The organism is Marinobacterium sp. xm-d-530 (assembly GCF_013283365.1).
GTDB lineage: Bacteria > Pseudomonadota > Gammaproteobacteria > Pseudomonadales > Balneatricaceae > Marinobacterium_E.
In genome coordinates, this window is sequence record NZ_WBYM01000001.1 from 580,046 (window position 1) to 602,932 (window position 22,887).

Below are 22,887 nucleotides of genomic sequence, written 5' to 3' on the forward strand. Positions count from 1 at the left end.
AGGCTTACCAGGGTATTGAAGAGCCATCCCAAGCTAAAAATTGACCACTCTGCCCCCCGCGAGCACTCTCCATAACATCCAGTAGCGCACTGGCGGCAAAGGTCGTAGTAAAGAGTTTACCTTCCGGTACTCTGGCCTGAAAGGGTTTAGATAGTTCTGTATCGGTTGTACCTGGGTGCAGCGCCAACAGTTGAACCTTAGGGTGAGTTCTTGCAAGTTCGATACTGAGGGTTTTAATCAGCATATTCAGAGCCGCTTTAGATGCTCGATAGCCGTACCAACCGCCTAGTTGGTTATCGGAAATACTGCCAACACGTGCCGATAGAAAAGCGATCTGCAGCTCTGACTGACGCGGAATAAGACGCATCAACTGGGCCAGAAACGCCATTGGGCCGAGGGCATTGACCTGCATTACTTGTGTCATCCAATCAAGATCTATTTCGCGCAGAGACTTCTCTGGACGTTGAGTCTCGTTGTGCAGCAAACCTTGAGAAAAAATGATTCTAACGGGATCAAATTCAAGCTCTTTCAACTGATCGATACAGGGCTTAAAAGTATTAGTATCGGTTAGATCAAGGACTATCGGCTCGTCACCCGATGAGGATCTTGTAGTTGTGAGCACTCGAGTGTCAGGGCTGCGAATGGTGGACTGTTCAGCAAACGCCTGACCAATTCCGCCACTGCCTATGATTAAAAGATCGGCCATGGTGCGTCCAAAATTAAAAGATACGCGTTAAACAGCGTTCTGGATGCAAACTGCTGTCAGGTTCTCTAACCCGCAAGGGCCTGACGTTTTCTCTCTAAGCGGATTGAGTAGCTGAAGGTCAGAACTAACACGATCAAAGAGCCTAAAATCACACCTGGCCAGTGCCAGATCGACCAGAAGGGCTGCAGATAGAAACCACCCAGACTAGCGCCGAGGTAGTAGAAGAGTAGATAGAGTGAAGAGGCGCTCGCTTTGGCATGCGTTGCTTGCTTGCTGACCCAACTGCTGGCAGTAGAGTGGCTAAAGAAGAAGCCAAAGCTATTAATTAAGAAGCCGATGATGATCATAATGAGCGAATCAAACAGAGTGACACAACTGCCCACCGCTAAAATGGCAATACCCAACGCCATCGCTCTCGGCTGAGAAAGATAGTCTGACACTTTGCCCGAAATGGCTGAGCCAAAAGTGCCGGTCAGATAGGTCAAAAACAACATACCCAGCAGACTGGCAGGCAAGTTGTAGGGATCATCCGCCAAAACGAAGGTAATGTAGCTGTACTGATTAATGAAGATAAAGAAGTTGAGGCCGCCAATGAGATACGCGCTCAGCAACATCGGATTGGAGAGGTGATCGCCCATTGATCGTAGCATGGGGCCTACTCTTAACGGTCTGGATTCAAAGCGTTTCGATCTAGGTAGCAGATAAACAAAGGTCGCCACGCAGGCTAGGCTGATCAGCGCCATCACTAGAAAGGCGCCTTGCCACCCCAATGACTCACCCACAAAGCCACCAATTAAGCGACCGCCAATTCCCCCAAGGGTGTTACCGCCAATGTACAGACCCACCGCCAAAGAGAGTGCGCGTGGAGTAAATTCATCGTTCATGTAAGCGATAGCAATGGCAGGCAACCCACCTAATAAAAGCCCTTGAGCGGCCCGTAGTATTAGAAGTTGGTGATAGCCTTCAACCTGACTCAACGCAAATCCACAGCCCATCACACCCGCCAGCGTCAGAATCATGATGCCTCGACGCCCTAAAGAGTCTGACAGTGCACCGTAGAACAACAAGGATAGACCCAAGGTCAGCGTAGTGATGGTGAAGGTCCAACTGGCCTCTAGCGCTGAGACCTGAAACTCTTCGGCTAGGGTCGGTAGGAGAGGTTGAGTGATGTAGACATTGGCAAAAATCATGAACGACCCTAAACAGAGGGCCAAGGTGGCACGCCAATATTCGCGGCTGTTCGCTTCAATCATGGTTAATCTGCAATCCGTGCAATGAATGGGCGAAGCCTACTCCTTTAGATCGGTAGTGACAAACCCAACAACTCTGAATACTATTTGCGTTCAATTTTTTAGGAGACACCCATGCTGTCAGTTAACTCTTACTTTGATGACAATGTAAAATCGATCGGCTTCGAGTCAGCCGACGGTCCTGTGACCTCTGGTGTTATGGCACCGGGTGAATATACGTTTGGCACTAGCCAGAACGAAGTAATGAAGGTGGTACACGGTGAACTGGTTGTTCGCCTCCCTGAAGCCACTGAATTCCAAAGCTTTCCAGCTGGCAGCCAGTTCAATGTTCCCGCTAACAGCTCATTCGATGTCAAAGTAGCAACAGCAACTGCTTACCTCTGCTACTACAGCTAACCGGCATTTTTAAAAGGCCCTCTTCTTAAAGAGGGCTTTTTTATGTCTAAAGATTCGTTCAGAACAAAATGGCGCCTGTTAAATCAAAATTCTTCAGCTTAACCTGAGAATATTTCGCCCACTACGATTGTATAAAAGCCGACCAATCGCCCGTTTGTGCTATAATCGCGCCCCTAAATTTTTAAGCCCTAGTGGTTAAACCTCAGAATCGAGTGGCAAAAATGAGCAAAGAGACGTCTCTAGAAAAAGGCAAAATTAAAATTCTTCTATTGGAAGGTGTGCACCAGTCAGCCGTTGATACATTGAACGCGCAAGGCTACACCAACATTGAGTTCCACACCGGCTCGCTTCCAGAAGAGGAGCTACTAGAGCGCATCGCTGATGCTCATTTCGTTGGCATTCGCTCGCGCACTCAGCTGACTGAAAAAGTATTTGATGCGGCCGAAAAACTGGTCGCAGTTGGCTGTTTCTGTATCGGCACCAACCAGGTTGATCTGCAAGCAGCGACTGAACGCGGTGTAGCGGTCTTCAACGCACCTTACTCAAACACTCGCTCTGTGGCTGAACTGGTTCTTGCTGAGACCATCATGCTGATGCGCGGTGTACCAGAGAAAAATGCGGTTGCACACCGTGGTGGTTGGCAGAAAACGGCTAAGAATAGCTTCGAAGTGCGTGGTAAGAAGCTCGGTATTATCGGTTACGGTAGCATCGGTTCTCAGCTAAGTGTTATGGCTGAAGGCCTGGGTATGGAGGTCTACTTCTACGACGTCATCACTAAGCTGCCACTGGGCAATGCGAAACAGGTCGGCACTCTGCACGAGCTTCTAGGCATGTGTGATGTTGTCTCGCTTCACGTTCCAGAGACTGCTGCAACACAGAACATGATGGGGCCAATTCAGTTTGAAGCGATGAAACAGGGCTCAATCCTAATCAACGCAGCTCGCGGAACCGTGGTTGATATCGATGCACTCTGTGAAACGCTAGAGAGCGGCAAACTACTGGGCGCTGCGATCGACGTATTCCCAGTTGAGCCACGCTCAAACGACGACGAGTTCATTAGCCCTCTACGCAAGTTCGATAACGTCATCCTAACTCCACACGTGGGCGGTTCTACAATGGAAGCGCAGATGAACATCGGCTACGAAGTGGCAGAGAAGCTGGTTAAGTACTCTGACAACGGTTCGTCGATCACCTCGGTTAACTTCCCAGAGGTGGCTCTTCCTGGCCACAACAATGCACACCGCCTTCTTCACGTTCACAAAAACGTGCCGGGTGTCCTTTCTAAGATCAACAACATCTTCTCGGAAAATGACATCAACATCGTCGGTCAGTACCTGCAGACCAATGAAAAAGTGGGCTATGTTGTGATCGATGTCGACGCTGACAGCTCAAAAATTGCGGTTGAAAAACTGTCTGAAATTGATGGCACGATTCGCTGCCGCCGACTCTTCTAAGTCGACTTTAAAGAGTGACCAAAGCCCAGCGATGCTGGGCTTTTTCATTTCTAATTTCACACTACGAAAAAAAGACCCATTTTCCACAGTATGAAATAGAACATTTCACACTTGAGACTAAAGGTGGGTTACATATAAGCAGCAGTCGTTTAATGTTGCATAGCACAAATTGAAACCGCGACCCCATCGGCGAAAAGATGCCGGCCTACGCGAAACTCAGGAGTAATTATGATTCAACGTACCGAAGTTAATGGCCTACAGGTCGCTACAGAACTCTACACTTTCGTTAACGACGAAGTACTTCCAGGCACAGGCGTCAGCACCGATGCATTTTGGAGCTCATTCGCATCAATTATTCACGATCTAGCGCCTCGCAACCGCGAACTGCTGGCTAAACGTGATCAGATCCAAGAGCAGATGGATGAGTGGTACCGCGCGCATCAGGATGGTTACGACTTTGCTGAGTACAAAGCCTTCCTAAAAGAGATTGGCTACCTGGTTGAGGAAGGTCCTGACTTTAAGATCACGACCTCGAATGTCGATCCTGAGATGGCGACCATGGCTGGTCCACAGCTGGTAGTACCGGTAATGAATGCACGCTTTGCACTTAACGCGGCTAACGCTCGTTGGGGCAGCCTATATGATGCGCTGTACGGTACCGATGCGATCTCTACCGATGGCGGTGCCGAGATCACTAAAGAGTACAACCCAGCCCGTGGTGCTAAGGTAATCGCATTCGGCCGCGACTTCCTTAACGAATCCGCACCACTTGCCTCAGGTTCACACGCTGATGTAACAGCCTACACCATTGCAGAGGGTTCACTGGTAGCTACCATTGGTGGCCAAGCCGTTGCTCTGGCTAACCCTGAGCAGTTCGTTGGCTACAAAGGCGATGCTGCAGCTCCAGAATCGGTTCTATTGATCAACAACGGTCTGCACTTTGAAATCCAGATCGACGCATCAAGCCAGATCGGTTCTGAAGACAAAGCCGGCGTTAAAGACATTGTGATGGAGTCGGCGCTAACAACCATCATGGACTGTGAAGACTCTGTTGCTGCGGTTGATGCTGAAGATAAGACGCTGGTTTACCGCAACTGGTTGGGTCTGATCAAAGGCACACTCAGCGAGACCATCGAAAAAGGTGGCAAATCATTCACTCGTACCATCAACGGTGATCGTGAATACACCGGTAAAGATGGTCAGCCTATGGCACTGAAGGGCCGCTCTTTGATGTTCGTTCGTAACGTTGGCCACCTAATGACCAACAACGCGATCATCGACAAAGAGGGTAACGAAGTACCTGAAGGCATCATGGATGGCATGATCACGTCAACGATCTCTATCCACGACGTGAAGCACAATGGCAAATTCAACAACACCGTCACAGGCTCTATCTACATCGTTAAGCCGAAGATGCACGGCCCTGAAGAGGTGGCCTTCACCAACGAGCTTATGGGTCGCGTTGAACAGGCACTAGGCCTAGCAGAGAACACCATTAAAGTTGGCATCATGGACGAAGAGCGTCGTACAACGATCAACTTGAAAGAGTGTATCCGTGCCGCAAGCTCGCGCGTTGTCTTCATCAACACTGGCTTCCTAGATCGCACCGGCGACGAGATCCACACCTCGATGGAAGCGGGTCCAATGATTCGCAAAGGTGATATGAAAGCAGCCTCTTGGATTGCTGCTTACGAAAACTGGAACGTAGATATCGGTCTTGCTTGTGGCCTAAGCGGTAAAGCGCAGATCGGTAAGGGTATGTGGGCGATGCCTGATCAGATGGCGAACATGCTCGATCAGAAGATTGGCCACCCAATGTCGGGTGCAAACACCGCATGGGTTCCATCACCCACTGGTGCAACCCTGCACGCTCTTCACTATCACAAGGTTGACGTCTTCGGTCGTCAGGAAGAGTTGGCTAAGCGCGAACGCGCTTCACTAGACGATATCCTAACCATCCCTGTCGAGCGAAACCCACAGTGGAGTGCAGAAGAGATCCAAGCGGAACTGGACAACAACGCACAGGGTATCCTTGGCTACGTTGTTCGTTGGGTTGATTCGGGTATCGGTTGTTCTAAAGTGCCAGACATCAATGATGTGGGCCTAATGGAAGACCGCGCAACACTGCGTATCTCTAGTCAGCACATCGCGAACTGGATTCGTCACGGCATCTGTTCAGAAGAGCAGGCAATGGAGACTCTAAAACGCATGGCGGCTGTTGTTGATCGCCAGAATGCGAACGACCCAACTTACACGCCACTGTGCGACGACATCGATAACAACATCGCGTTCAAAGCGGCGTGTGACTTGGTCATCGATGGCTGCAAACAGCCAAACGGCTACACAGAACCAGCACTACACGCACGTCGTCTAGAGCTAAAAGCGGCTCGTTAATAGATAACTCCGCACGATCAAAAACGGGCCTCTAGGGCCCGTTTTTTTATCTAGGTGGATCGACTCGATCTGGGGTTGTACCGTTGACGCGGTACCAGCCCGCAATGGAGTAGCGATCTCGTTGTGCGGGTAACACTTCGTGAGGAAACTCTTCACTCAAAAACAGAACAACCGTGCCCATTAATGGGGTGACTTTAAGTCCTTCGGTATCTGCATCATTTTGGTAAAGCACCAGCTCACCGCCATCATCCGGACCCCAATTAGGGTTGAGGTATACGACCATCGACAGCACCCGGTTACGCTGATCTCGGAACGCATCATAGTGACGCTTATAGAAGTCACCAGCACTGTAGTGAGCCAAATGGCTTTCAAATGAGAACAAGCCTAGGAATAGACGACGGTTCAAATAGCCTTGTAACCGATTTGCCCAAGCTAACCAGCGAGCGCCTGTCGGAGTCTCGCCTGTAAACCAACAGATACGATCCGTTCGCACAAATTCATTGTGCATGTGCTGATCTTGACGACCGATACCCGCGGCAGTGAACTCAGTTTCATCTAGCCCGTATAACTGTTCACAGATCTCCTGCCCCAGCTCAATCGGCAGTGACGCTGGGCAGATGGCATAGCCTTGGCTTTGCAGGTTATTGGCGATCTGTTCAAATAGAACCTCTTCATCTGCATAGGTTTGTAATTCAGTTAGGGGTTGAGCAGGTGACATAGGGATGAACTCAAAAAGATAAGATCTGCATTTCATGCCTAAATCAGAGAATAAGCAAGCATTTAGAAAGCAATTGATGACAAAATTTAACCCTCAGAGCCAACAGCTGGCCGACTTTATAGAGCGATACCCAAAACTGTTCATACTAACGGGAGCGGGCATCAGTACTGGCTCAGGCATTCCGGCTTATCGCGATGCGGAGGGTAACTGGCAATCGCCTCCACCGGTGCAGCATGGTCAATTCATCAGTCAGTTAGCGGTACGTCAACGCTACTGGGGAAGAAGCTTAGCCGGTTGGCATACGATGCGTGATGCTCAGCCGAGTAACGCACACAAAATATTGGCCGCACTTGAAAAGCAGAACCGCGTTGAACTGCTGGTGACCCAGAACGTCGATCGTCTGCATCAAAAAGCGGGTAGCCAGAAGGTGGTCGATCTGCATGGCCGTGCTGATATTGTGGCGTGCATTGAGTGTGATCATGAGATTACCCGAGACGAGATGCACCAGTGGTGTCGTCGTGAAAATCCAGAGTTTAACGTCCCGCTCTCGTCGCCAAGACCCGATGGGGATGCTGACCTTGAAGCCGATTTTAGTCACTTCAATGTGCCGAACTGCCCTGATTGTGGTGGCGTCATGAAGGCACGAGTGGTCTATTTTGGCGATAACGTTCCCAAGGAGACTGTCTTCAGTGCGATTGATGCTTTGGAGGGGTCAGATGCGCTGCTCTGTATTGGCACTTCACTACAGGTGTTCTCCGGATTTCGCTTTAACCGCCATGCACGGCAACAACAGATTCCACAAGCGGCGCTGACGCAAGGAGTGACTCGTGCCGATGAGATGCTAGACCTCAAAATCGATGCTGAGATTAATCACACCCTTGAAGAGGTCGCTAATCTGCTTGGAATAGATTGGCGCTAGTTGATATCAGCTCTGGTATACTTCGCGCACTATCAAGTTGAAGGCATACCCGTGAGCAAATCTAAATCGTTCAAATCCCTCCCCCTTTCTGAAGGCCAGTTAAACAATTTGGCTTCGATCGGCTACGAGTCGATGACCGAGATCCAAGCTGAAAGTCTTCCTTACAGCCTTGAGGGTACTGATCTGCTTGCACAAGCAGCCACGGGAAGTGGTAAAACATTGGCCTTTGGTCTGCCACTGGTGGAGCGCCTAGAGCCCAAACGTTTCTGCATTCAGGCGTTAGTGCTATGCCCAACACGCGAATTGGCCGGCCAGGTCGCCGATGAGCTTCGTAAACTCGCGCGCCACCCCGGTAATATCAAGATCTTATCACTCTGTGGTGGCCAACCTATCGGCCCGCAAATTGGTTCACTAGAGCACGGAGCACACATCATCGTCGGTACACCGGGGCGAATCGTTGATCACCTGCGCAAACGTACTCTCGATCTATCACAAGTCTCAACACTGGTGTTTGATGAAGCGGATCGTATGCTCGATATGGGTTTCCAAGATGACCTAGATCGTATCCTTGGCCAAATGCCGAAAGATCGCCAGACACTTCTGTTTTCGGCTACCTACCCTGAGAACATCCAAGCACTGAGTAAAGAGTATCAGCGCAACCCTAAAGAGGTGCGCATCGCTGCCAAAGATCCCGATATCAGCACGATTAAGCATCGTGCCTACCAGTGCGATCGAACTCAAATGGGGCAAGGCACTTTGGCGGTATTGACGTCCGTAATGCCGGAATCCGCCATCATCTTCTGTAATACCAAAGAGAGCTGTAACCAGTTAGGGCAAGAGCTACGCTCTTACGGTCTAAAAGCGGGCGTGTTACATGGTGACATGGAACAACGTGATCGTGATCAGGTACTGATTCGCTTCAGTAACGGCACGTTAAGATTTTTGATCGCCACGGATGTTGCCGCACGTGGTTTGGATATCGACTCGGTTGATCTGGTACTCAATGCCAGCCTGCCCGGTGATTCGGCTGTCTACACACACCGCTGTGGCCGAACGGGCCGTGCTGGTCGTAAGGGCCAAGCTATCTCTCTGGTCGGCGCTAAAGATGGGTTCCGTTTAGAGAAGATCAATACAGCAGTTGGTTTGTCACTGGAAGCGAAACCGATGCCCCGCCCACAGATTAACAATGTGATTAAGCTGCAATCGAACCTGCGCACCATTTCAATCTCAATGGGCCGCAAGAACAAGATTCGCCCCGGAGACATTGTCGGTGCACTCACCGCAACAAAAGAGATCAAAGGCGATCAGATCGGCAACATTACCGTTCAAGACTTTAATAGCTACGTAGCCGTGCCAAGAACACTGGCTGATCGCGCTGTTGAGATCCTGCGCCAGCGTCCTCTTAAAGGTAAGCCAGCACGAGCTCGTAAGATCTAAAGCAGTTTCAGTACCGGTTCATCGAGTGCTGAAAGCTGTACTTTAAGATCGAGCAGATGCTCTCCCCAGTAGCGCTCTGTGTTAAACCATGGGAAGGCTTTGGGGAAAGCGGGGTCATCCCAACGTTTTGCGATCCAAGCAGCGTGGTTCATCATTCTGAGTGTTCTAAGTGGCTCTACAAGGTTGAGCTCGCGAGGATTGAACTCAAAGAACTCTTCATAGCCGGCAATCACTTCACTCAGTTGCATCTCCATCTGATGGCGCTCGCCCGTCAAAAGCATCCAGATATCCTGAATAGCGGAAGCCATACGCGCGTCATCGAAATCCACGAAGTGCGGTCGATCATCACGCCAAAGTACATTGCCACTGTGACAATCGCCGTGCACGCGTATGGCTTTTAGGTCTGAATAGTCTGAAAAACGCTGCTCTACCCTATCGAGCACCTCTTGTGAGATCGACTCATAGGCTGCACGAAGACTCTGTGGAATATGTTCAGACAGTAACAACTCTCGACTCTGCCAACCGTAGCTATCGACATCTAAAGAGGGTCTATCTACAAACGGCTTAGCTGCGCCAACAGCGTGTATTTGGCCGAGGGCCACACCCAGCTGATAAAGGTGTTCAGGATCATCCAGTTCAGGTGCCCTTCCTCCTCGTCGTGGAAAGAGGGTGAAACGAAACTGATCAAAGTTGAGCAGGCTCTCCCCTTCGCTGTTTTTAATGGGTGCTACGACAGAGATATCGGCATCAGCCAGCTCAAAACAGAAATCATGCTCCTCTTGGATTTGCGCATCACTCCATCGGTTCGGGCGGTAGAACTTAGTAATCAGGGGTTCAGCTTGATCGATGCCAACTTGATAGACGCGGTTTTCGTAACTGTTTAACTCAAGGATACGGAAATCACTCAGCCACCCCTGAGACTCAACCGCATCGATGACACGATCAGGCGTCATTGAGTAGAAGGGGGTTTTGCTGTCCATCTTATGGCTCCATCGTTCGGTTATGACGGTATTCTATCATTGCGCCAATCGATTCAGCGTGATGAAACGTAACTATATTCAATTAAGGATCAGATCATGCGCAGAACAACCGATTATCAGCTCAACATAACCGAGGGGACAGGCTGGCCAGAGACCCCTTTCGTCGTCTACTCTTCAACGATCAATGGCAACTCTGATCTACTGGAGTTACTGGGTGAACACCTGCGCAAGATGGGACTGCAGCGAGAGTGGCAATCCCTTCAGATCGTCGATCATCATACCCACCAACAGGGCCTACAAACGCTACACAGTTTTGAAGTGAACTATGAGCAGCTAGAAGCGGGACAGATGGAGTATTTCAGTGCGGTCATCTGGTACGACATCACCGAGCCCTGGAGTAAGTTGCATACAGAATCCATACACTAGAGACAAAAAAGGAGGCCTAAGCCTCCTTGATATCCAGTGAACTTGGATTAATTCACTTTTGCGTCCAGTTCACCTGAGAGGTAACGCTCTGTCATATCTTCAAGGTTGATCGCTTTGATCTTGCTAGCATTGCCCGCCGCACCAAAAGCATCGTAACGCGCGTAAGCGATATCAGACATCGCTGTAATCGTTTTCGCTAGATACTTACGTGGGTCAAATTCAGCGGTATTTTCAGCCAAGAACTTACGCACAGCACCGGTCGACGCTAGACGAAGATCGGTGTCGATGTTGACCTTGCGCACGCCGTGCTTGATACCATCAACCAACTGCTCAACCGGAACACCGTAAGTTTCAGGAATCTCACCACCAAACTGGTTGATCACCTCTAGCCACTCTTGTGGCACGGAAGATGAACCGTGCATAACAAGGTGAGTACCAGGAATACGTTCGTGAATCGCACGAATACGATCAACGGCAAGAATGTCTCCCGTTGGTGGGCGAGTAAACTTGTAAGCACCGTGTGAAGTACCCACTGCAATGGCAAGCGCATCGACCTGAGTCGCTTTCACAAACTGCGCAGCCTCTTCAGGGTCAGTCAGCATCTGATCGTGGCTAAGCTTACCGACTGCACCGATACCGTCCTCTTCACCAGCCTCACCCGTTTCTAGTGAGCCCAGACAGCCAAGCTCGCCCTCGACAGAGACACCACATGCGTGAGCCATCTCAACGGTACGACGAGTCACCTCAACGTTGTAGTCGTAGTCGGTCGGTGTCTTACCGTCTTCACCCAGTGAACCGTCCATCATGACCGATGAGAAGCCTAGTTGAATGGAGCGCTGACAGACTGCTGGGCTTGTGCCGTGATCTTGGTGCATACAGACAGGAATGTGTGGAAACTCCTCAATCGCTGCCAAGATCATGTGGCGAAGGAAGTTAGAGCCCGCGTACTTGCGCGCACCGGCAGAGGCTTGCACGATGACAGGGGCATCGGCACGATCAGCTGCTTCCATAATGGCGCGCATCTGCTCCAGGTTATTCACGTTGAACGCTGGAATGCCGTAGCCATACTCTGCTGCATGATCGAGCAGCTGTCGCATTGAAATAAGAGCCATTTTTTACCTATTTGCTATTAATCGTTTGCTGTTAACCGTTAGCGCGTGCTTCAAGCACAGCGACTGCCGGCAGTACCTTACCTTCAACAAACTCTAGGAAAGCACCACCGCCTGTTGAGATGTAGGATACATCATCTGCAATAGAATATTTATCTACTGCCGCTAAAGTATCACCGCCACCTGCAATCGAGAAGCCGTTACTTTGAGCAATCGCTCTTGATAACGCTTCCGTACCGTTACCAAACTGATCAAATTCAAACACGCCTACTGGACCGTTCCAGATGATGGTACCGGCATTCTGCAATACTTGTGCCAACTGACCCGCAGTCTCTGGACCAATATCCAAGATCATTTCATTGTCGGCGACGTCGTCCGCTGACTTCGTAATCGCTTCCGCACTCTCTGCAAACTCAGTCGCTGTCACGACATCCGATGGAATTGGAATTTCACAGCGAGCCATTAACGCTTTCGCAGTATCAATAAGATCGGCTTCATGCAGTGACGTACCAACGGGCTTGCCCGCTGCAGCCAAGAAGGTGTTGGCGATACCGCCACCAACGATGAGCTGATCACACTTCTCAGAGAGTGAGTTAAGTACTTCAAGCTTAGTAGACACTTTTGAACCACCCACAATCGCTACCAATGGGCGCGCTGGGTTATCCAGTGCTTTACCCAAAGCTTCAAGCTCATTCGCTAGCAGTGGGCCTGCACAGGCGATTGGCGCAAAACGTGCCACGCCGTGAGTTGATGCTTGTGCGCGGTGCGCAGTACCAAAAGCATCCATGACATAGACATCACAGAGCGCGGCCATCTTCTTAGATAGCTCTTCGTTATCCTTCTTCTCGCCCGCGTTGAAACGAACGTTCTCTAGAAGAACGACCTGACCCGGCTCTACTGAAAAACCACCATCAACCCAATCCTTAATCAGTGGAACATCACGACCCAACAGACCCGCCAAGTGGGCCGCTACAGGGGCTAGTGAATACTGCTCTTCATATTCGCCTTCGGTTGGACGACCAAGGTGTGACATCAACATCACTGTCGCACCCTTTTCTAGCGCTAGCTGAATAGTCGGTAGTGACGCACGAATACGAGCATCGGAAGTCACTTTGCCATCTTTAACAGGAACGTTCAGATCTTCACGAATCAATACGCGTTTGCCTGCAAGATCCAAATCTTTCATCAGTTTTACGTTCATTGTTATTCTCCAATCATTTAATTAATTCTGTTTCAGTGCGAGCCAATGCTCAGCAATATCCAACATTCGGTTGGCAAAGCCCCACTCATTATCAAACCAGCAGACCAGCTTCAGTAAACGCTTGCCGGACAATCGAGTCTGGGTGCCATCAACAACGACTGAGCGACTGTCGTGGTTAAAGTCGGTCGATGCATGCGGCTCCTCTGTGTATCCCAACAACCCTTTTAACGGACCTTCAGAGAGCGATTTAAAGAGTTGGTTGATCTCCTCTTCAGTGGTGTCACGCTCTAAGCTGATCGACATATCCATCAGTGAGACATTAAGGGTTGGCACACGTAAATGGAGGCACTTAAATTTCCCTTCCAGCGACGGCAGTAGGCGATCGATCCCTTTTGCCAACCCTGTATCCACCGGAATAATCGACTGCAGAGCACTGCGGGTTAGTCGCAAATCGGTGTGATGGTAAGCATCGATCACTGGCTGATCATTCATCGCCGAGTGAATCGTCGTGGTCACACCCTGCTCAATGCCAAAATGCCTATCGAGCTGATCTAATATAGGTATCACACAATTGGTCGTACAGGAGGCGGCTGAGACCACTTTATGATTCACGTTTATTGAATCTTGGTTTAAGCCAAACACAACGGTAGCGTCTACCTCAGCCGTAGCGGGCTGTGAAAAGAGTAGGCGCTTGGCCCCCTGCTTCAGATGCAACTCAGCTGTTTGACGGTCACTGAACGAGCCAGAACACTCCATCAGCAGATCAATACCCATTTCACGCCAAGGGAGTTGGTCGGGCTTGGGAGTATTTAAGATTTGGATGGCGTGGTCACGAATAACTAGCTGATCATCTTTAAGAGACACCTGTGCCGGGAAGCGGCCATGCGTCGTGTCATAACGCGTCAAATAGGAGACCGTCTCAGGCTCAGCCAACTCATTAATCGCAATGGGTTGAAGCTTAGTCTCTAAGCCACGCTCAAACAGAGCCCTGAGCAGACACTGCCCAATTCGACCATAACCGTTAATCGCTATTCGGTAGCTCATCTCACCTCTCAGAGAGTAAAACGCCGGTTAAAAACCGGCGTGATCAACTTAAACGAGGGCTAGCGCCTTCTGTTTAACATTCTCTACCGTGAAGCCGAAGTGCTTGAAGAGCTCGCCAGCCGGTGCAGATTCACCAAAGGATTCCATACCAACAATCGCGCCACCAAAGCCAACGTACTTGTACCAGAAGTCTGCAATACCCGCCTCAATCGCTACACGAGCTGTAACCGCAGCCGGTAGAACAGACTCTTTGTACTCAGCAGTCTGAGCATCAAAACGATCAGTTGATGGCATAGAGACTACGCGAACCGCTTTGCCTTCTGCTGTCAGTGCTTCGGCTGATGCCATAGCCAACTCAACTTCAGAACCTGTCGCGATTAGGATTAGATCCGGTGTGCCGGCACAATCTTGCAAGATGTAGCCACCTTTAGAGATCGCTGCGATCTGATCACCACTGCGAGATTGGTGCGGCAAATTCTGACGCGAGAAGATCAATGAACTTGGACCATCGGCACGCTCAACCGCGTTACGCCAAGCCACAGCGGATTCAACCGCGTCACAAGGGCGCCATGTCTCCATGTTAGGCGTCATACGCAGGCTAGCTACCTGCTCAACCGGTTGGTGAGTAGGACCATCTTCACCCAGACCGATAGAGTCGTGAGTGTAAACAAAGATAGCGCGCTGCTTCATCAGAGCCGCCATACGAACCGCGTTACGAGCGTACTCCATAAAGATTAGGAAGGTCGCACCGTATGGGATGAAACCACCGTGCAGTGCGATGCCGTTCATGATCGCACTCATACCAAACTCACGCACACCGTAGTGTAGGTAGTTACCGCTCGCATCATCAGCGCTAATTGCTTTAGAGCCAGACCACAGTGTCAGGTTAGAGCCCGCTAGGTCGGCAGAACCACCCAAGAACTCTGGCAGAATAGGTCCCAGTGAATTTAGAGCGTTTTGAGAAGCCTTACGAGACGCGATGGTCTCACCCTTTTCTGCCACTTCTGCAATCCAAGCATCCGCTTTTTCAGAGAAATCGGCAGGCAATTCACCCGATAGGCGACGCATCAACTCAGCAGCAAGCTCTGGGAAGGCTTCAGAGTACTCTGCAAGGCGTTCGTTCCACTCGTTTTCAAGAACGCTTCCCGCTTCACGTGCATCCCAACCCTCTGCGATCTCTTCTGGGATCTCAAATGGGGCGTGTGGCCAGTTCAACTCTTGGCGAGCCAAAGCGATCTCGTCATCACCTAAAGGTGCGCCATGACAATCCTCTTTGCCCTGCTTGTTTGGCGAACCAAAGCCGATGATTGTTTTACAGCAGATCAACGTTGGCTGATCTTCGTTTGCTTGAGCTGCTTCAACAGCAGCAATGATCTGTTCCGCATCGTGACCATCAACGCCACGAATCACCTGCCAGCCGTAAGCTTCAAAACGTGCAGGGGTGTCATCGCTGAACCAACCTTCAACCTCACCGTCAATCGAGATGCCGTTGTCATCCCAAAATGCGATCAGTTTGCCAAGACCCAGAGTACCCGCGAGTGAACAAGCTTCGTGTGAGATACCTTCCATCAGGCAGCCATCACCCATGAACACGTAGGTGTGGTGATCGATGATCTCATGACCCGGGCGGTTGAATTGAGCCGCTAGTGTCTTCTCAGCGACAGCCATACCAACGGCGTTAGTGATACCTTGCCCCAAAGGCCCGGTCGTCGTCTCTACGCCTGGGCAGTAACCATACTCTGGGTGACCCGCCGTCTTAGCATGCAGTTGGCGGAAGTTAGCCAGATCTTCTGCACTGACGTCGTAACCGGTTAGGTGCAACAAGGAATAGATCAGCATCGAACCGTGGCCGTTTGACAGTACGAAACGGTCGCGATCAAACCAGTGAGGGTTGCTTGGGTTATGCTTCATGAACTCATTCCAGAGTACTTCGGCAATATCCGCCATACCCATTGGGGCACCTGGGTGACCAGATTTGGCTTTTTGAACAGCATCCATGCTCAATGCGCGGATCGCATTGGCTAACTCACGGCGAGATGACATTAATCTACTCCTGCGGGGGGTATTAAAAATTGAGGGGTAAATTCTCTCGCAGACGGGGCTTAGATTCAAATGACATTAGCTAAAATGACTCAATTTCATGGGTAATGATCAAAGGTTTCATCGAAGTAGAGCTCTTTTTACTTAGAACTCGACTCTTAACCGGTTACAATGGCTGCCACATTTTGAGAGCTGTGCATGTGCGGCTCGACCTAACCCATAGGATTTACTCATGAGCGAATATTCGATTTTCACCTCTGAATCAGTTTCAGAAGGGCACCCAGATAAGATTGCCGATCAGATCTCTGATGCAGTTTTAGACGCGATTTTAAAAGAGGACAAGTACGCACGAGTGGCGTGTGAGACCATGGTGAAAACCGGGGTTGCGATTGTCTCTGGTGAGATCAGCACCACCTCTTGGATTGATCTTGAAGATCTTGTTCGTGACGTGATTAATGACATCGGCTACACCTCTTCAGATGTAGGTTACGATGGTGATACCTGTGGTGTGATCAACATCATCGGTAAACAGTCTGTGGATATCGCTCAGGGCGTTGATCGTGCGAAACCTGAAGATCAAGGCGCCGGTGACCAGGGTTTGATGTTCGGCTACGCGTCGAACGAAACCGATGTTCTAATGCCTGCTCCAATTACCTTTGCCCATCGTCTTGTAGAGCGCCAAGCAGAAGCCCGCAAATCAGGCTTGCTGCCTTGGTTGCGTCCAGACGCGAAATCTCAGGTGACTTGTCGTTACGAAAACGGTAAGCCGGTCGCGATTGATGCGGTTGTTCTTTCGACGCAACACAATCCAGATGTCACCCAGAAAGATCTTCAGGAAGCGGTTCAAGAGCTGATCATTAAGCATGTTCTGCCAGCTGATCTACTGCATGCTGGCACTAAGCTGCACATCAACCCAACCGGTAAATTTGTTATCGGCGGTCCCGTCGGTGACTGTGGTCTGACGGGTCGTAAGATCATTGTTGATACCTACGGCGGCATGGCACGTCACGGTGGTGGTGCGTTCTCGGGCAAAGATCCATCAAAAGTGGACCGTTCAGCAGCGTATGCAGGTCGCTATGTGGCTAAGAATATCGTCGCTGCAGGCCTTGCAGATCGTTGTGAGATTCAGGTCTCTTACGCGATTGGTGTTGCAGAACCCACCTCAGTTTCAATCAACACCTTCGGCACTGGCAAGATCTCGGATGAGAAGATCATCGAGTTGGTTCGCGAGACCTTTGATCTGCGCCCATACGCAATCACAAACATGCTAGATCTACTGCACCCTATGTACCGCCAGACAGCGGCATACGGTCACTTTGGTCGTGATCCATTTGAGATGACCGTTGGTGATGACACCTTCACGGCCTTCCCATGGGAGAAGACCGATAAAGCAGACGCGTTAAAATCAGCTGCTGGCGTCTAATCGCCAACTAACAGTGGCTAAGGGTAGGCGAAAGCCTGCCCTTTTTTGTGTCTAAATCCAGCCTGACGCACCCTAATTGTCATGGCATAATCAGTGGCAGAGTAACCAGAGAATCAGTATGCGAATACCCCGTGTCTACCTAGACCTACCACTGAGCACCGGAACAGAAATTGAACTGCCAGAAGCCGCTCACAATCACCTAGTGAAAGTGTTGCGTATGAAGCAAGGGTTCAAACTCGTACTATTCAATGGTGATGGTTTTGACTATCAGGCCGAGCTATCGAGCGTGGCAAAGCGTGAATCCAGTGTGCGGATCATTGCGGCCGACCCGAATGATCGCGAATCCCCGATCGACATTCATATTGGGCAGGGACTTTCGCGCGGTGAACGCATGGACTATGCCGTGCAAAAAGCGACTGAGTTGGGAGTACAAAGCCTGACCCCCCTTTTCACGGATCGTTCCGAGGTCAAACTAACAGCCGATCGCCAAGAGAAGCGATCCGCTCACTGGCAGCAGATCGCGATCAGCGCCAGCGAACAGAGTTTTCGGGCTAAGCCGATGAGCGTTAGCGCTCCAATGTCACTGACAGAGTGGATCGAACAGTGTGATGCCGAATTAAAACTGATTCTTCACCCACACCTTGAGCTCACATCGCTGAACAGTGAGCCAAGACCCTCCAGCGTGGCACTGCTGATTGGACCGGAAGGTGGTTTAGAAGAGAGCGAAGTCGAGTTGGCACTGCAAAAAGGATTTAAGCCCTGGTTACTGGGCAGTCGAATATTACGCACAGAGACCGCCCCCGTCGCAGCGGCATCGGTACTAAATTACCTCTGGGGCGACTTCTCATAAAAGGAACGAGAGATGAGCATTAAACTGGGCATCGTCATGGACCCTATTGACGACATCAACTACAAAAAAGACAGCTCTTTGGCGATGCTTTGGGCAGCGCAGCAGAAAGGGTGGGAGCTGTTCTATATGGAGCAGTCCGATCTCTACTCAAGAGATGGGGATGTTCGTGCTCGTATGGCACCGATTAGCGTCGATATGAACCCGAACAAGTGGTTCGAACGTGAAGCCTACCAAGATCTATCGCTAACAGAGCTCGATGTCATATTGATGCGAAAAGACCCACCTTTCGACAACGAATTCATCTACACCACCCATCTTTTGGCGGTTGCTGAAGCTGCCGGTGTACTTATCGTAAACCGCACTCAGAGCCTGCGCGATTTCAACGAAAAGCTATTTGCTACGCACTTCCCGCAATGCTGCCCGCCGGTACTGGTCAGTCGTTCAGAGGAGCGATTAAAAGCCTTTCATGCTGAGCATAAGGACGTCATCTTTAAACCTTTAGATGGTATGGGTGGCAGCTCTATCTACCGCATCAAAGAGGATGGTTTGAACCTAGGGGTGGTGATAGAGACGCTGACAAAATTTGGCCAAGAGACCATTATGGCGCAGCGCTACATCCCTGAGATTGTCGAGGGTGATAAACGCATATTGATGATCAATGGCGAGCCTATCGACTATGCACTGGCACGCATTCCCAGTCAGGGAGAGACTCGCGGTAATCTAGCCGCAGGGGGGCGAGGCGAAGGCCGCCCACTGAGCGAACGTGATCGTTGGATTGCTGCACAGGTGGGGCCAAAACTGCGCGAAGCAGGGCTTCTATTTGTCGGCTTGGATGTGATTGGTGACTACCTAACAGAGATCAATGTCACCAGCCCGACCTGTATTCGTGAACTCAATGATCAGTTCGGTTTGGACATCGGCATGCAGTTAATGGATTGCATAGAGGAGCAACTCGCTCAGCAATGAACTTAGCTGCCTCGCCAAAACCGGTCAATCGATCAGCTGCATGGTGTGCAGATGCCGATGAGCGTCTGCGCTTTATGCTGGTATTGGCACTGGCTCTGCACGCACTGATCATACTTTTGGTCGGATTTGATGCACTGAAAACAGAGCAATCATCTAAAACACTTGAGATCACCTTTGCGATAAATCAGGATCCACAGGCCCCTATCGATCCAGCCTATTTAGCCCAGCATCATCAATTAGGTCAGGGCGATTCACAAACGAACCAAGAGGCGAGTGTTGTTGAGCCTGCGCTGTTCAGGTCTGACAAGATCAACCAACTCTCGGCACAGATCAGTGCACAATCCGGAACGGGCTTAGCTCCTTCGAATGATGAGGGCGTCAACGATAGTACTCTACAGGCGAAATCGGGGACGAATGAGCTGTTAGCAGCCAACACCCAAGCGCTGCTTAAAGCCAATCAACAGACTGATTCCATTCAGACCACCGCCTCGAATCCCTTAGCAGGCGACTCAACGGCTCTGTTTAAAGCGTCAGAGGAGATCGCCTCTTTGGAAGCGCGCTTAAAAGATGAGCAGCGAAAATTAGAGAGTCGCTCACGCACGGGGCGTGTCACTTCGCTTTCGACCTTGGCCAAAGCTGATGCACTCTATCTAGAGCGCTGGCGTCAGAAAATCGAAACGATAGGTAATCTCAACTACCCTATCGAAGCGCGACGCAAGGGCATTGAAGGCAGTCTGCAGATGCTAGTCACTTTAGCCGCTGATGGGAGCGTCAAGCAGTTAGAGATCCTCAAAAGTTCTGGCTACTCAATACTGGATGATGCCGCCGTTCGGACAGTTAGGAGCGCTTCACCCTTCGAGCCCTTCCCTAATGAGATGCGCCAGCGGCTGGACCGACTGGAGATCATTCGCACTTGGAAATTTGAGAAAAATACCCAAGTGTACTGATATCGAAACATTTTCAGCTTACACTGAGGGTGTAAAAAGATTCGACGTTGTTAAAGGAGAAAGAGATGAGTAATGCCAACCTACTCAAGCACCACTTCTTGATGTCTATGCCCAGTCTGGAGAGTGACTACTTTAGCAACAGCCTCATCTATCTTTGTGAGCACAATGAAGAGGGTGCCATGGGGATTGTGGTCAATAAGCCGCATGAGATTCCTATGGATGAGATCCTTGATCAGCTCGATCTCCCTGAAAACTCTCCCTTGAACTATCAGCCTGTTTACCAAGGCGGACCGGTCTCTGAAGAGCATGGGTTTATTCTGCACAGACAGGGCGAGCAAGCTTGGAAATCCTCACTACACCTACCCGAGCAACTGACGTTAACCACATCCCTTGATGTTCTAGAGGCCATTTCGCGTGGCGAGGGGCCTGAAGACTATCTGTTCGCTTTAGGTTATGCGGGCTGGGGACCGGGGCAGCTCGATGAAGAGATGTGTCAGAACCTATGGTTAAGCTCACCCGCAAATTTAGATATACTGTTCGATGTTGAACCCGAATTTAGACTCTCATCCGCAGCGTCTACTCTGGGTGTCGACCTAAACCTAATCTCCGCACAGGCGGGGCACGCATAATTAAGGTCCAATGACTGAGTTAACTGAGAGCGCACTGGGATTCGATTTTGGCTTACGCAGAATTGGTGTTGCCTTTGGTCAGTCATTAACAGCCACCGCCCAACCTCTAAATCCAATTGCTGCAAAAGATGGCATCCCCGATTGGAGTTTAGTCGATAAAATTATTGCTGAATGGCAGCCAAAGACGATCGTTGTGGGACTGCCATTGAACATGGATGGCACTATCAGTGATATGGCGCGACGAGCGAGAAAATTCGCCAACCGCCTGCATGAACGATCTAAAATACCCTGCTTTCTTTTTGATGAACGATTAACATCTCAAGAGGCTAAATCGATTCATCTTGAGAATGGCGGATCAGCCGATTTCGGTGCAGAATCTGTCGACGGTATCGCCGCTCAATTGATGTTAGAAGGTTGGTTTCTTCAAGAACAGCGCATACCAAGCCATGCAAGGCTTGAGGACTATTATGACCAGTAAAACTTTGGACGCTGAACAGCTCCTAACAAGAATGTGTGACAGCACACAGCAGTTAATCGAGACACGCGGCTTAGATAACCCGTACATCATTGGCATTCATAGTGGCGGTGTTTGGTTGGCTGAACGTCTTCACCAACACCTGGGGATTCAGGATGAGATGGGGGTGCTGGACATCTCCTTCTATCGTGACGATTTCACTCGCGTTGGATTGAACCCTAAAGTAGGGGTTTCAAAGCTGCCAAGCGCAACCGAAGATCGCAACATTATCTTGGTTGACGACGTGTTAATGAGTGGTCGCACAGCTAGAGCCGCGCTCAATGAACTGTTCGATTTTGGTCGTCCAGCCTCTGTGACACTGGTCACCCTGATTGACCTACAACGCCGCGAACTGCCGATTCAAGCTGATGTCATCGGTGGAACCCTGACGTTATCAAGCGATCAACAGGTAAAGCTAACAGGCCCATCTCCCCTTGAACTGACCATCAGTCAGCGTAGCAAATAATAGGAAGCGAACATGTTTAACTTTCCTGACCCAACTCAAGCGCAGCTAACCGAAGATGGCCAGCTAAAGCACTTTTTAGATATCGAGGGGCTGCCAGAGTCACTGCTATTAGAGCTGCTAGATACGGCTGACTCTTTTGTGGATATGAGTGAGCAGCAGGTTAAAAAGGTGCCGCTTCTTCGGGGTAAAACCGTGGCCAACCTCTTTTTTGAGAACAGTACACGTACATTGTCGACCTTTGAGCTAGCCGCTAAGCGCCTATCGGCTGACGTTCTGAATTTAAACATCAGCACCAGCTCCACAAAAAAAGGGGAGACGCTAAAAGACACCTTGATGACCTTGGAAGCGATGCATTCGGATATGTTTGTCGTTCGCCACTCGGATAGCGGTGCGGCTCACTTCATTGCCAGCCAGGTCACACCCAACGTCGCCATCATCAATGCCGGTGACGGTCGTCACGCACACCCGACCCAAGCGATGCTGGATATGATGACTATTCGTCGCCATAAAGGTGGCTTTAAGCATCTAAAAGTCGCGATCGTCGGCGATATACTTCATTCGCGTGTAGCTCGCTCACAGATTCATGCCTTAAGGATTCTCGGTGTACCCGAGATTCGTCTGATCGCACCTCGTACACTGCTACCGCGTAATGTCGAGATGCTTGGGGTCAAAGTTTTTACCGACATGGCACAGGGTCTTCGTGATGCCGATGTCGTCATCATGCTTCGTCTGCAAAAAGAGCGTATGACCTCCGCTCTGTTACCGAGCGAGTCTGAGTTCTTCAAACTCTATGGCCTATCAGAGGAGAAGCTCGCCTTTGCACACCCTGAGGCGATCGTTATGCACCCAGGGCCGATTAACCGAGGCGTTGAAATCGCGTCCTCCGTAGCTGACGGACCTAAATCGGTGATACTGAATCAGGTCACCAACGGCATTGCCGTTAGGATGGCCGTTATGTCGATGGCGATGAGTGGCCAGGTTGCGGAGAGAGCAAAAAAATTAGAGGCAGGAGAGTAAA

General features: G+C 50.3%; 22 protein-coding genes. 14 read left to right on the forward strand and 8 right to left on the reverse strand.

Annotated elements, in window-relative coordinates:
• Positions 1-4: 4 nt before the first annotated feature.
• Positions 5-706, reverse strand: coding sequence for an SDR family NAD(P)-dependent oxidoreductase (locus XMD530_RS03005; RefSeq protein WP_173480094.1), 702 nt, complete (start codon positions 704-706; stop codon positions 5-7).
• Between the two features lie 65 nt (positions 707-771).
• Positions 772-1,959: an MFS transporter gene (locus tag XMD530_RS03010; RefSeq protein WP_173480093.1), complete on the reverse strand. Its 1,188-nt coding sequence runs from the start codon at positions 1,957-1,959 to the stop codon at positions 772-774.
• Between the two features lie 111 nt (positions 1,960-2,070).
• Here XMD530_RS03010 and XMD530_RS03015 point away from each other — a divergent pair, with 111 nt between their 5' ends.
• The 3 genes from XMD530_RS03015 to XMD530_RS03025 all read left to right on the forward strand — a co-directional run bounded on the left by XMD530_RS03015 (position 2,071) and on the right by XMD530_RS03025 (position 6,200).
• Positions 2,071-2,352 carry a pyrimidine/purine nucleoside phosphorylase gene (locus XMD530_RS03015; RefSeq protein ID WP_173480092.1) on the forward strand — a complete coding sequence of 94 codons (282 nt, stop codon included), beginning with the start codon at positions 2,071-2,073 and terminating at the stop codon, positions 2,350-2,352.
• Between the two features lie 221 nt (positions 2,353-2,573).
• Complete coding sequence (serA, locus tag XMD530_RS03020; protein WP_173505825.1) at positions 2,574-3,806, forward strand: phosphoglycerate dehydrogenase; 1,233 nt, start codon at positions 2,574-2,576, stop codon at positions 3,804-3,806.
• 228 nt (positions 3,807-4,034) lie between these two features.
• Complete coding sequence (locus tag XMD530_RS03025) at positions 4,035-6,200, forward strand: malate synthase G (RefSeq protein WP_173480090.1); 2,166 nt, start codon at positions 4,035-4,037, stop codon at positions 6,198-6,200.
• A gap of 46 nt (positions 6,201-6,246) precedes the next feature.
• Here the strand turns inward: XMD530_RS03025 and XMD530_RS03030 are convergent, their stop codons facing one another.
• Positions 6,247-6,954 carry a 2OG-Fe(II) oxygenase gene (locus tag XMD530_RS03030; RefSeq protein WP_254446169.1) on the reverse strand — a complete coding sequence of 236 codons (708 nt, stop codon included), beginning with the start codon at positions 6,952-6,954 and terminating at the stop codon, positions 6,247-6,249.
• A 40-nt stretch (positions 6,955-6,994) separates the two neighbouring features.
• On the opposite strand from XMD530_RS03030, the gene XMD530_RS03035 reads away from it, so the two are divergent.
• Positions 6,995-7,837: an NAD-dependent protein deacetylase gene (locus XMD530_RS03035; RefSeq protein ID WP_173505828.1), complete on the forward strand. Its 843-nt coding sequence runs from the start codon at positions 6,995-6,997 to the stop codon at positions 7,835-7,837.
• A gap of 51 nt (positions 7,838-7,888) precedes the next feature.
• Entirely contained in the window at positions 7,889-9,274 is a 1,386-nt protein-coding gene (gene dbpA, locus XMD530_RS03040) for an ATP-dependent RNA helicase DbpA (RefSeq protein ID WP_173506701.1), read from the forward strand.
• Here the strand turns inward: dbpA and XMD530_RS03045 are convergent.
• Positions 9,271-10,254: a serine/threonine protein kinase gene (locus XMD530_RS03045; protein ID WP_173506702.1), complete on the reverse strand. Its 984-nt coding sequence runs from the start codon at positions 10,252-10,254 to the stop codon at positions 9,271-9,273. The two genes, dbpA and XMD530_RS03045, sit on opposite strands and share 4 nt — an antisense overlap.
• A gap of 96 nt (positions 10,255-10,350) precedes the next feature.
• Here XMD530_RS03045 and XMD530_RS03050 point away from each other — a divergent pair, with 96 nt between their 5' ends.
• The gene (locus tag XMD530_RS03050) at positions 10,351-10,680 is read left to right on the forward strand and encodes a hypothetical protein (RefSeq protein WP_173480085.1); all 330 of its coding nucleotides are present in this window, start codon (positions 10,351-10,353) and stop codon (positions 10,678-10,680) included.
• A 47-nt stretch (positions 10,681-10,727) separates the two neighbouring features.
• Here the strand turns inward: XMD530_RS03050 and fba are convergent, their stop codons facing one another.
• From fba to tkt, 4 genes are read right to left on the reverse strand one after another with little or no spacing between them, the layout of a single operon-like run.
• The gene (gene fba, locus XMD530_RS03055; protein WP_173480084.1) at positions 10,728-11,792 is read right to left on the reverse strand and encodes a class II fructose-bisphosphate aldolase; all 1,065 of its coding nucleotides are present in this window, start codon (positions 11,790-11,792) and stop codon (positions 10,728-10,730) included.
• Between the two features lie 31 nt (positions 11,793-11,823).
• On the reverse strand, positions 11,824-12,990 hold the full coding sequence (locus XMD530_RS03060; RefSeq protein WP_173506703.1) for a phosphoglycerate kinase: 1,167 nt from the start codon (positions 12,988-12,990) through the stop codon (positions 11,824-11,826).
• A 21-nt stretch (positions 12,991-13,011) separates the two neighbouring features.
• Entirely contained in the window at positions 13,012-14,034 is a 1,023-nt protein-coding gene (locus tag XMD530_RS03065; RefSeq protein WP_173480082.1) for a type I glyceraldehyde-3-phosphate dehydrogenase, read from the reverse strand.
• 48 nt (positions 14,035-14,082) lie between these two features.
• Positions 14,083-16,077, reverse strand: coding sequence for a transketolase (gene tkt, locus XMD530_RS03070; protein ID WP_173505831.1), 1,995 nt, complete (start codon positions 16,075-16,077; stop codon positions 14,083-14,085).
• Positions 16,078-16,306: 229 nt separating this feature from the next.
• Here tkt and metK point away from each other — a divergent pair, with 229 nt between their 5' ends.
• From metK to XMD530_RS03110, 8 genes are all read left to right on the forward strand, one after another.
• Positions 16,307-17,497, forward strand: coding sequence for a methionine adenosyltransferase (gene metK / locus XMD530_RS03075; RefSeq protein ID WP_173480080.1), 1,191 nt, complete (start codon positions 16,307-16,309; stop codon positions 17,495-17,497).
• A gap of 118 nt (positions 17,498-17,615) precedes the next feature.
• The gene (locus XMD530_RS03080) at positions 17,616-18,347 is read left to right on the forward strand and encodes a 16S rRNA (uracil(1498)-N(3))-methyltransferase (RefSeq protein ID WP_173488988.1); all 732 of its coding nucleotides are present in this window, start codon (positions 17,616-17,618) and stop codon (positions 18,345-18,347) included.
• Positions 18,348-18,359: 12 nt separating this feature from the next.
• Positions 18,360-19,313 carry a glutathione synthase gene (gene gshB / locus XMD530_RS03085; RefSeq protein WP_173488987.1) on the forward strand — a complete coding sequence of 318 codons (954 nt, stop codon included), beginning with the start codon at positions 18,360-18,362 and terminating at the stop codon, positions 19,311-19,313.
• Entirely contained in the window at positions 19,310-20,260 is a 951-nt protein-coding gene (locus XMD530_RS03090) for an energy transducer TonB (protein ID WP_173495553.1), read from the forward strand. Before gshB ends, XMD530_RS03090 begins: the two co-directional genes overlap by 4 nt.
• Before the next feature lie 65 nt (positions 20,261-20,325).
• Entirely contained in the window at positions 20,326-20,889 is a 564-nt protein-coding gene (locus XMD530_RS03095; protein WP_173480076.1) for a YqgE/AlgH family protein, read from the forward strand.
• A 10-nt stretch (positions 20,890-20,899) separates the two neighbouring features.
• Positions 20,900-21,367 carry a Holliday junction resolvase RuvX gene (gene ruvX, locus XMD530_RS03100; RefSeq protein ID WP_173480075.1) on the forward strand — a complete coding sequence of 156 codons (468 nt, stop codon included), beginning with the start codon at positions 20,900-20,902 and terminating at the stop codon, positions 21,365-21,367.
• Complete coding sequence (gene pyrR, locus XMD530_RS03105) at positions 21,357-21,869, forward strand: bifunctional pyr operon transcriptional regulator/uracil phosphoribosyltransferase PyrR (RefSeq protein ID WP_173480074.1); 513 nt, start codon at positions 21,357-21,359, stop codon at positions 21,867-21,869. Before ruvX ends, pyrR begins: the two co-directional genes overlap by 11 nt.
• A 12-nt stretch (positions 21,870-21,881) precedes the next feature.
• Entirely contained in the window at positions 21,882-22,886 is a 1,005-nt protein-coding gene (locus XMD530_RS03110) for an aspartate carbamoyltransferase catalytic subunit (protein ID WP_173480073.1), read from the forward strand.
• The last annotated feature ends 1 nt before the right edge of the window (position 22,887 follow it).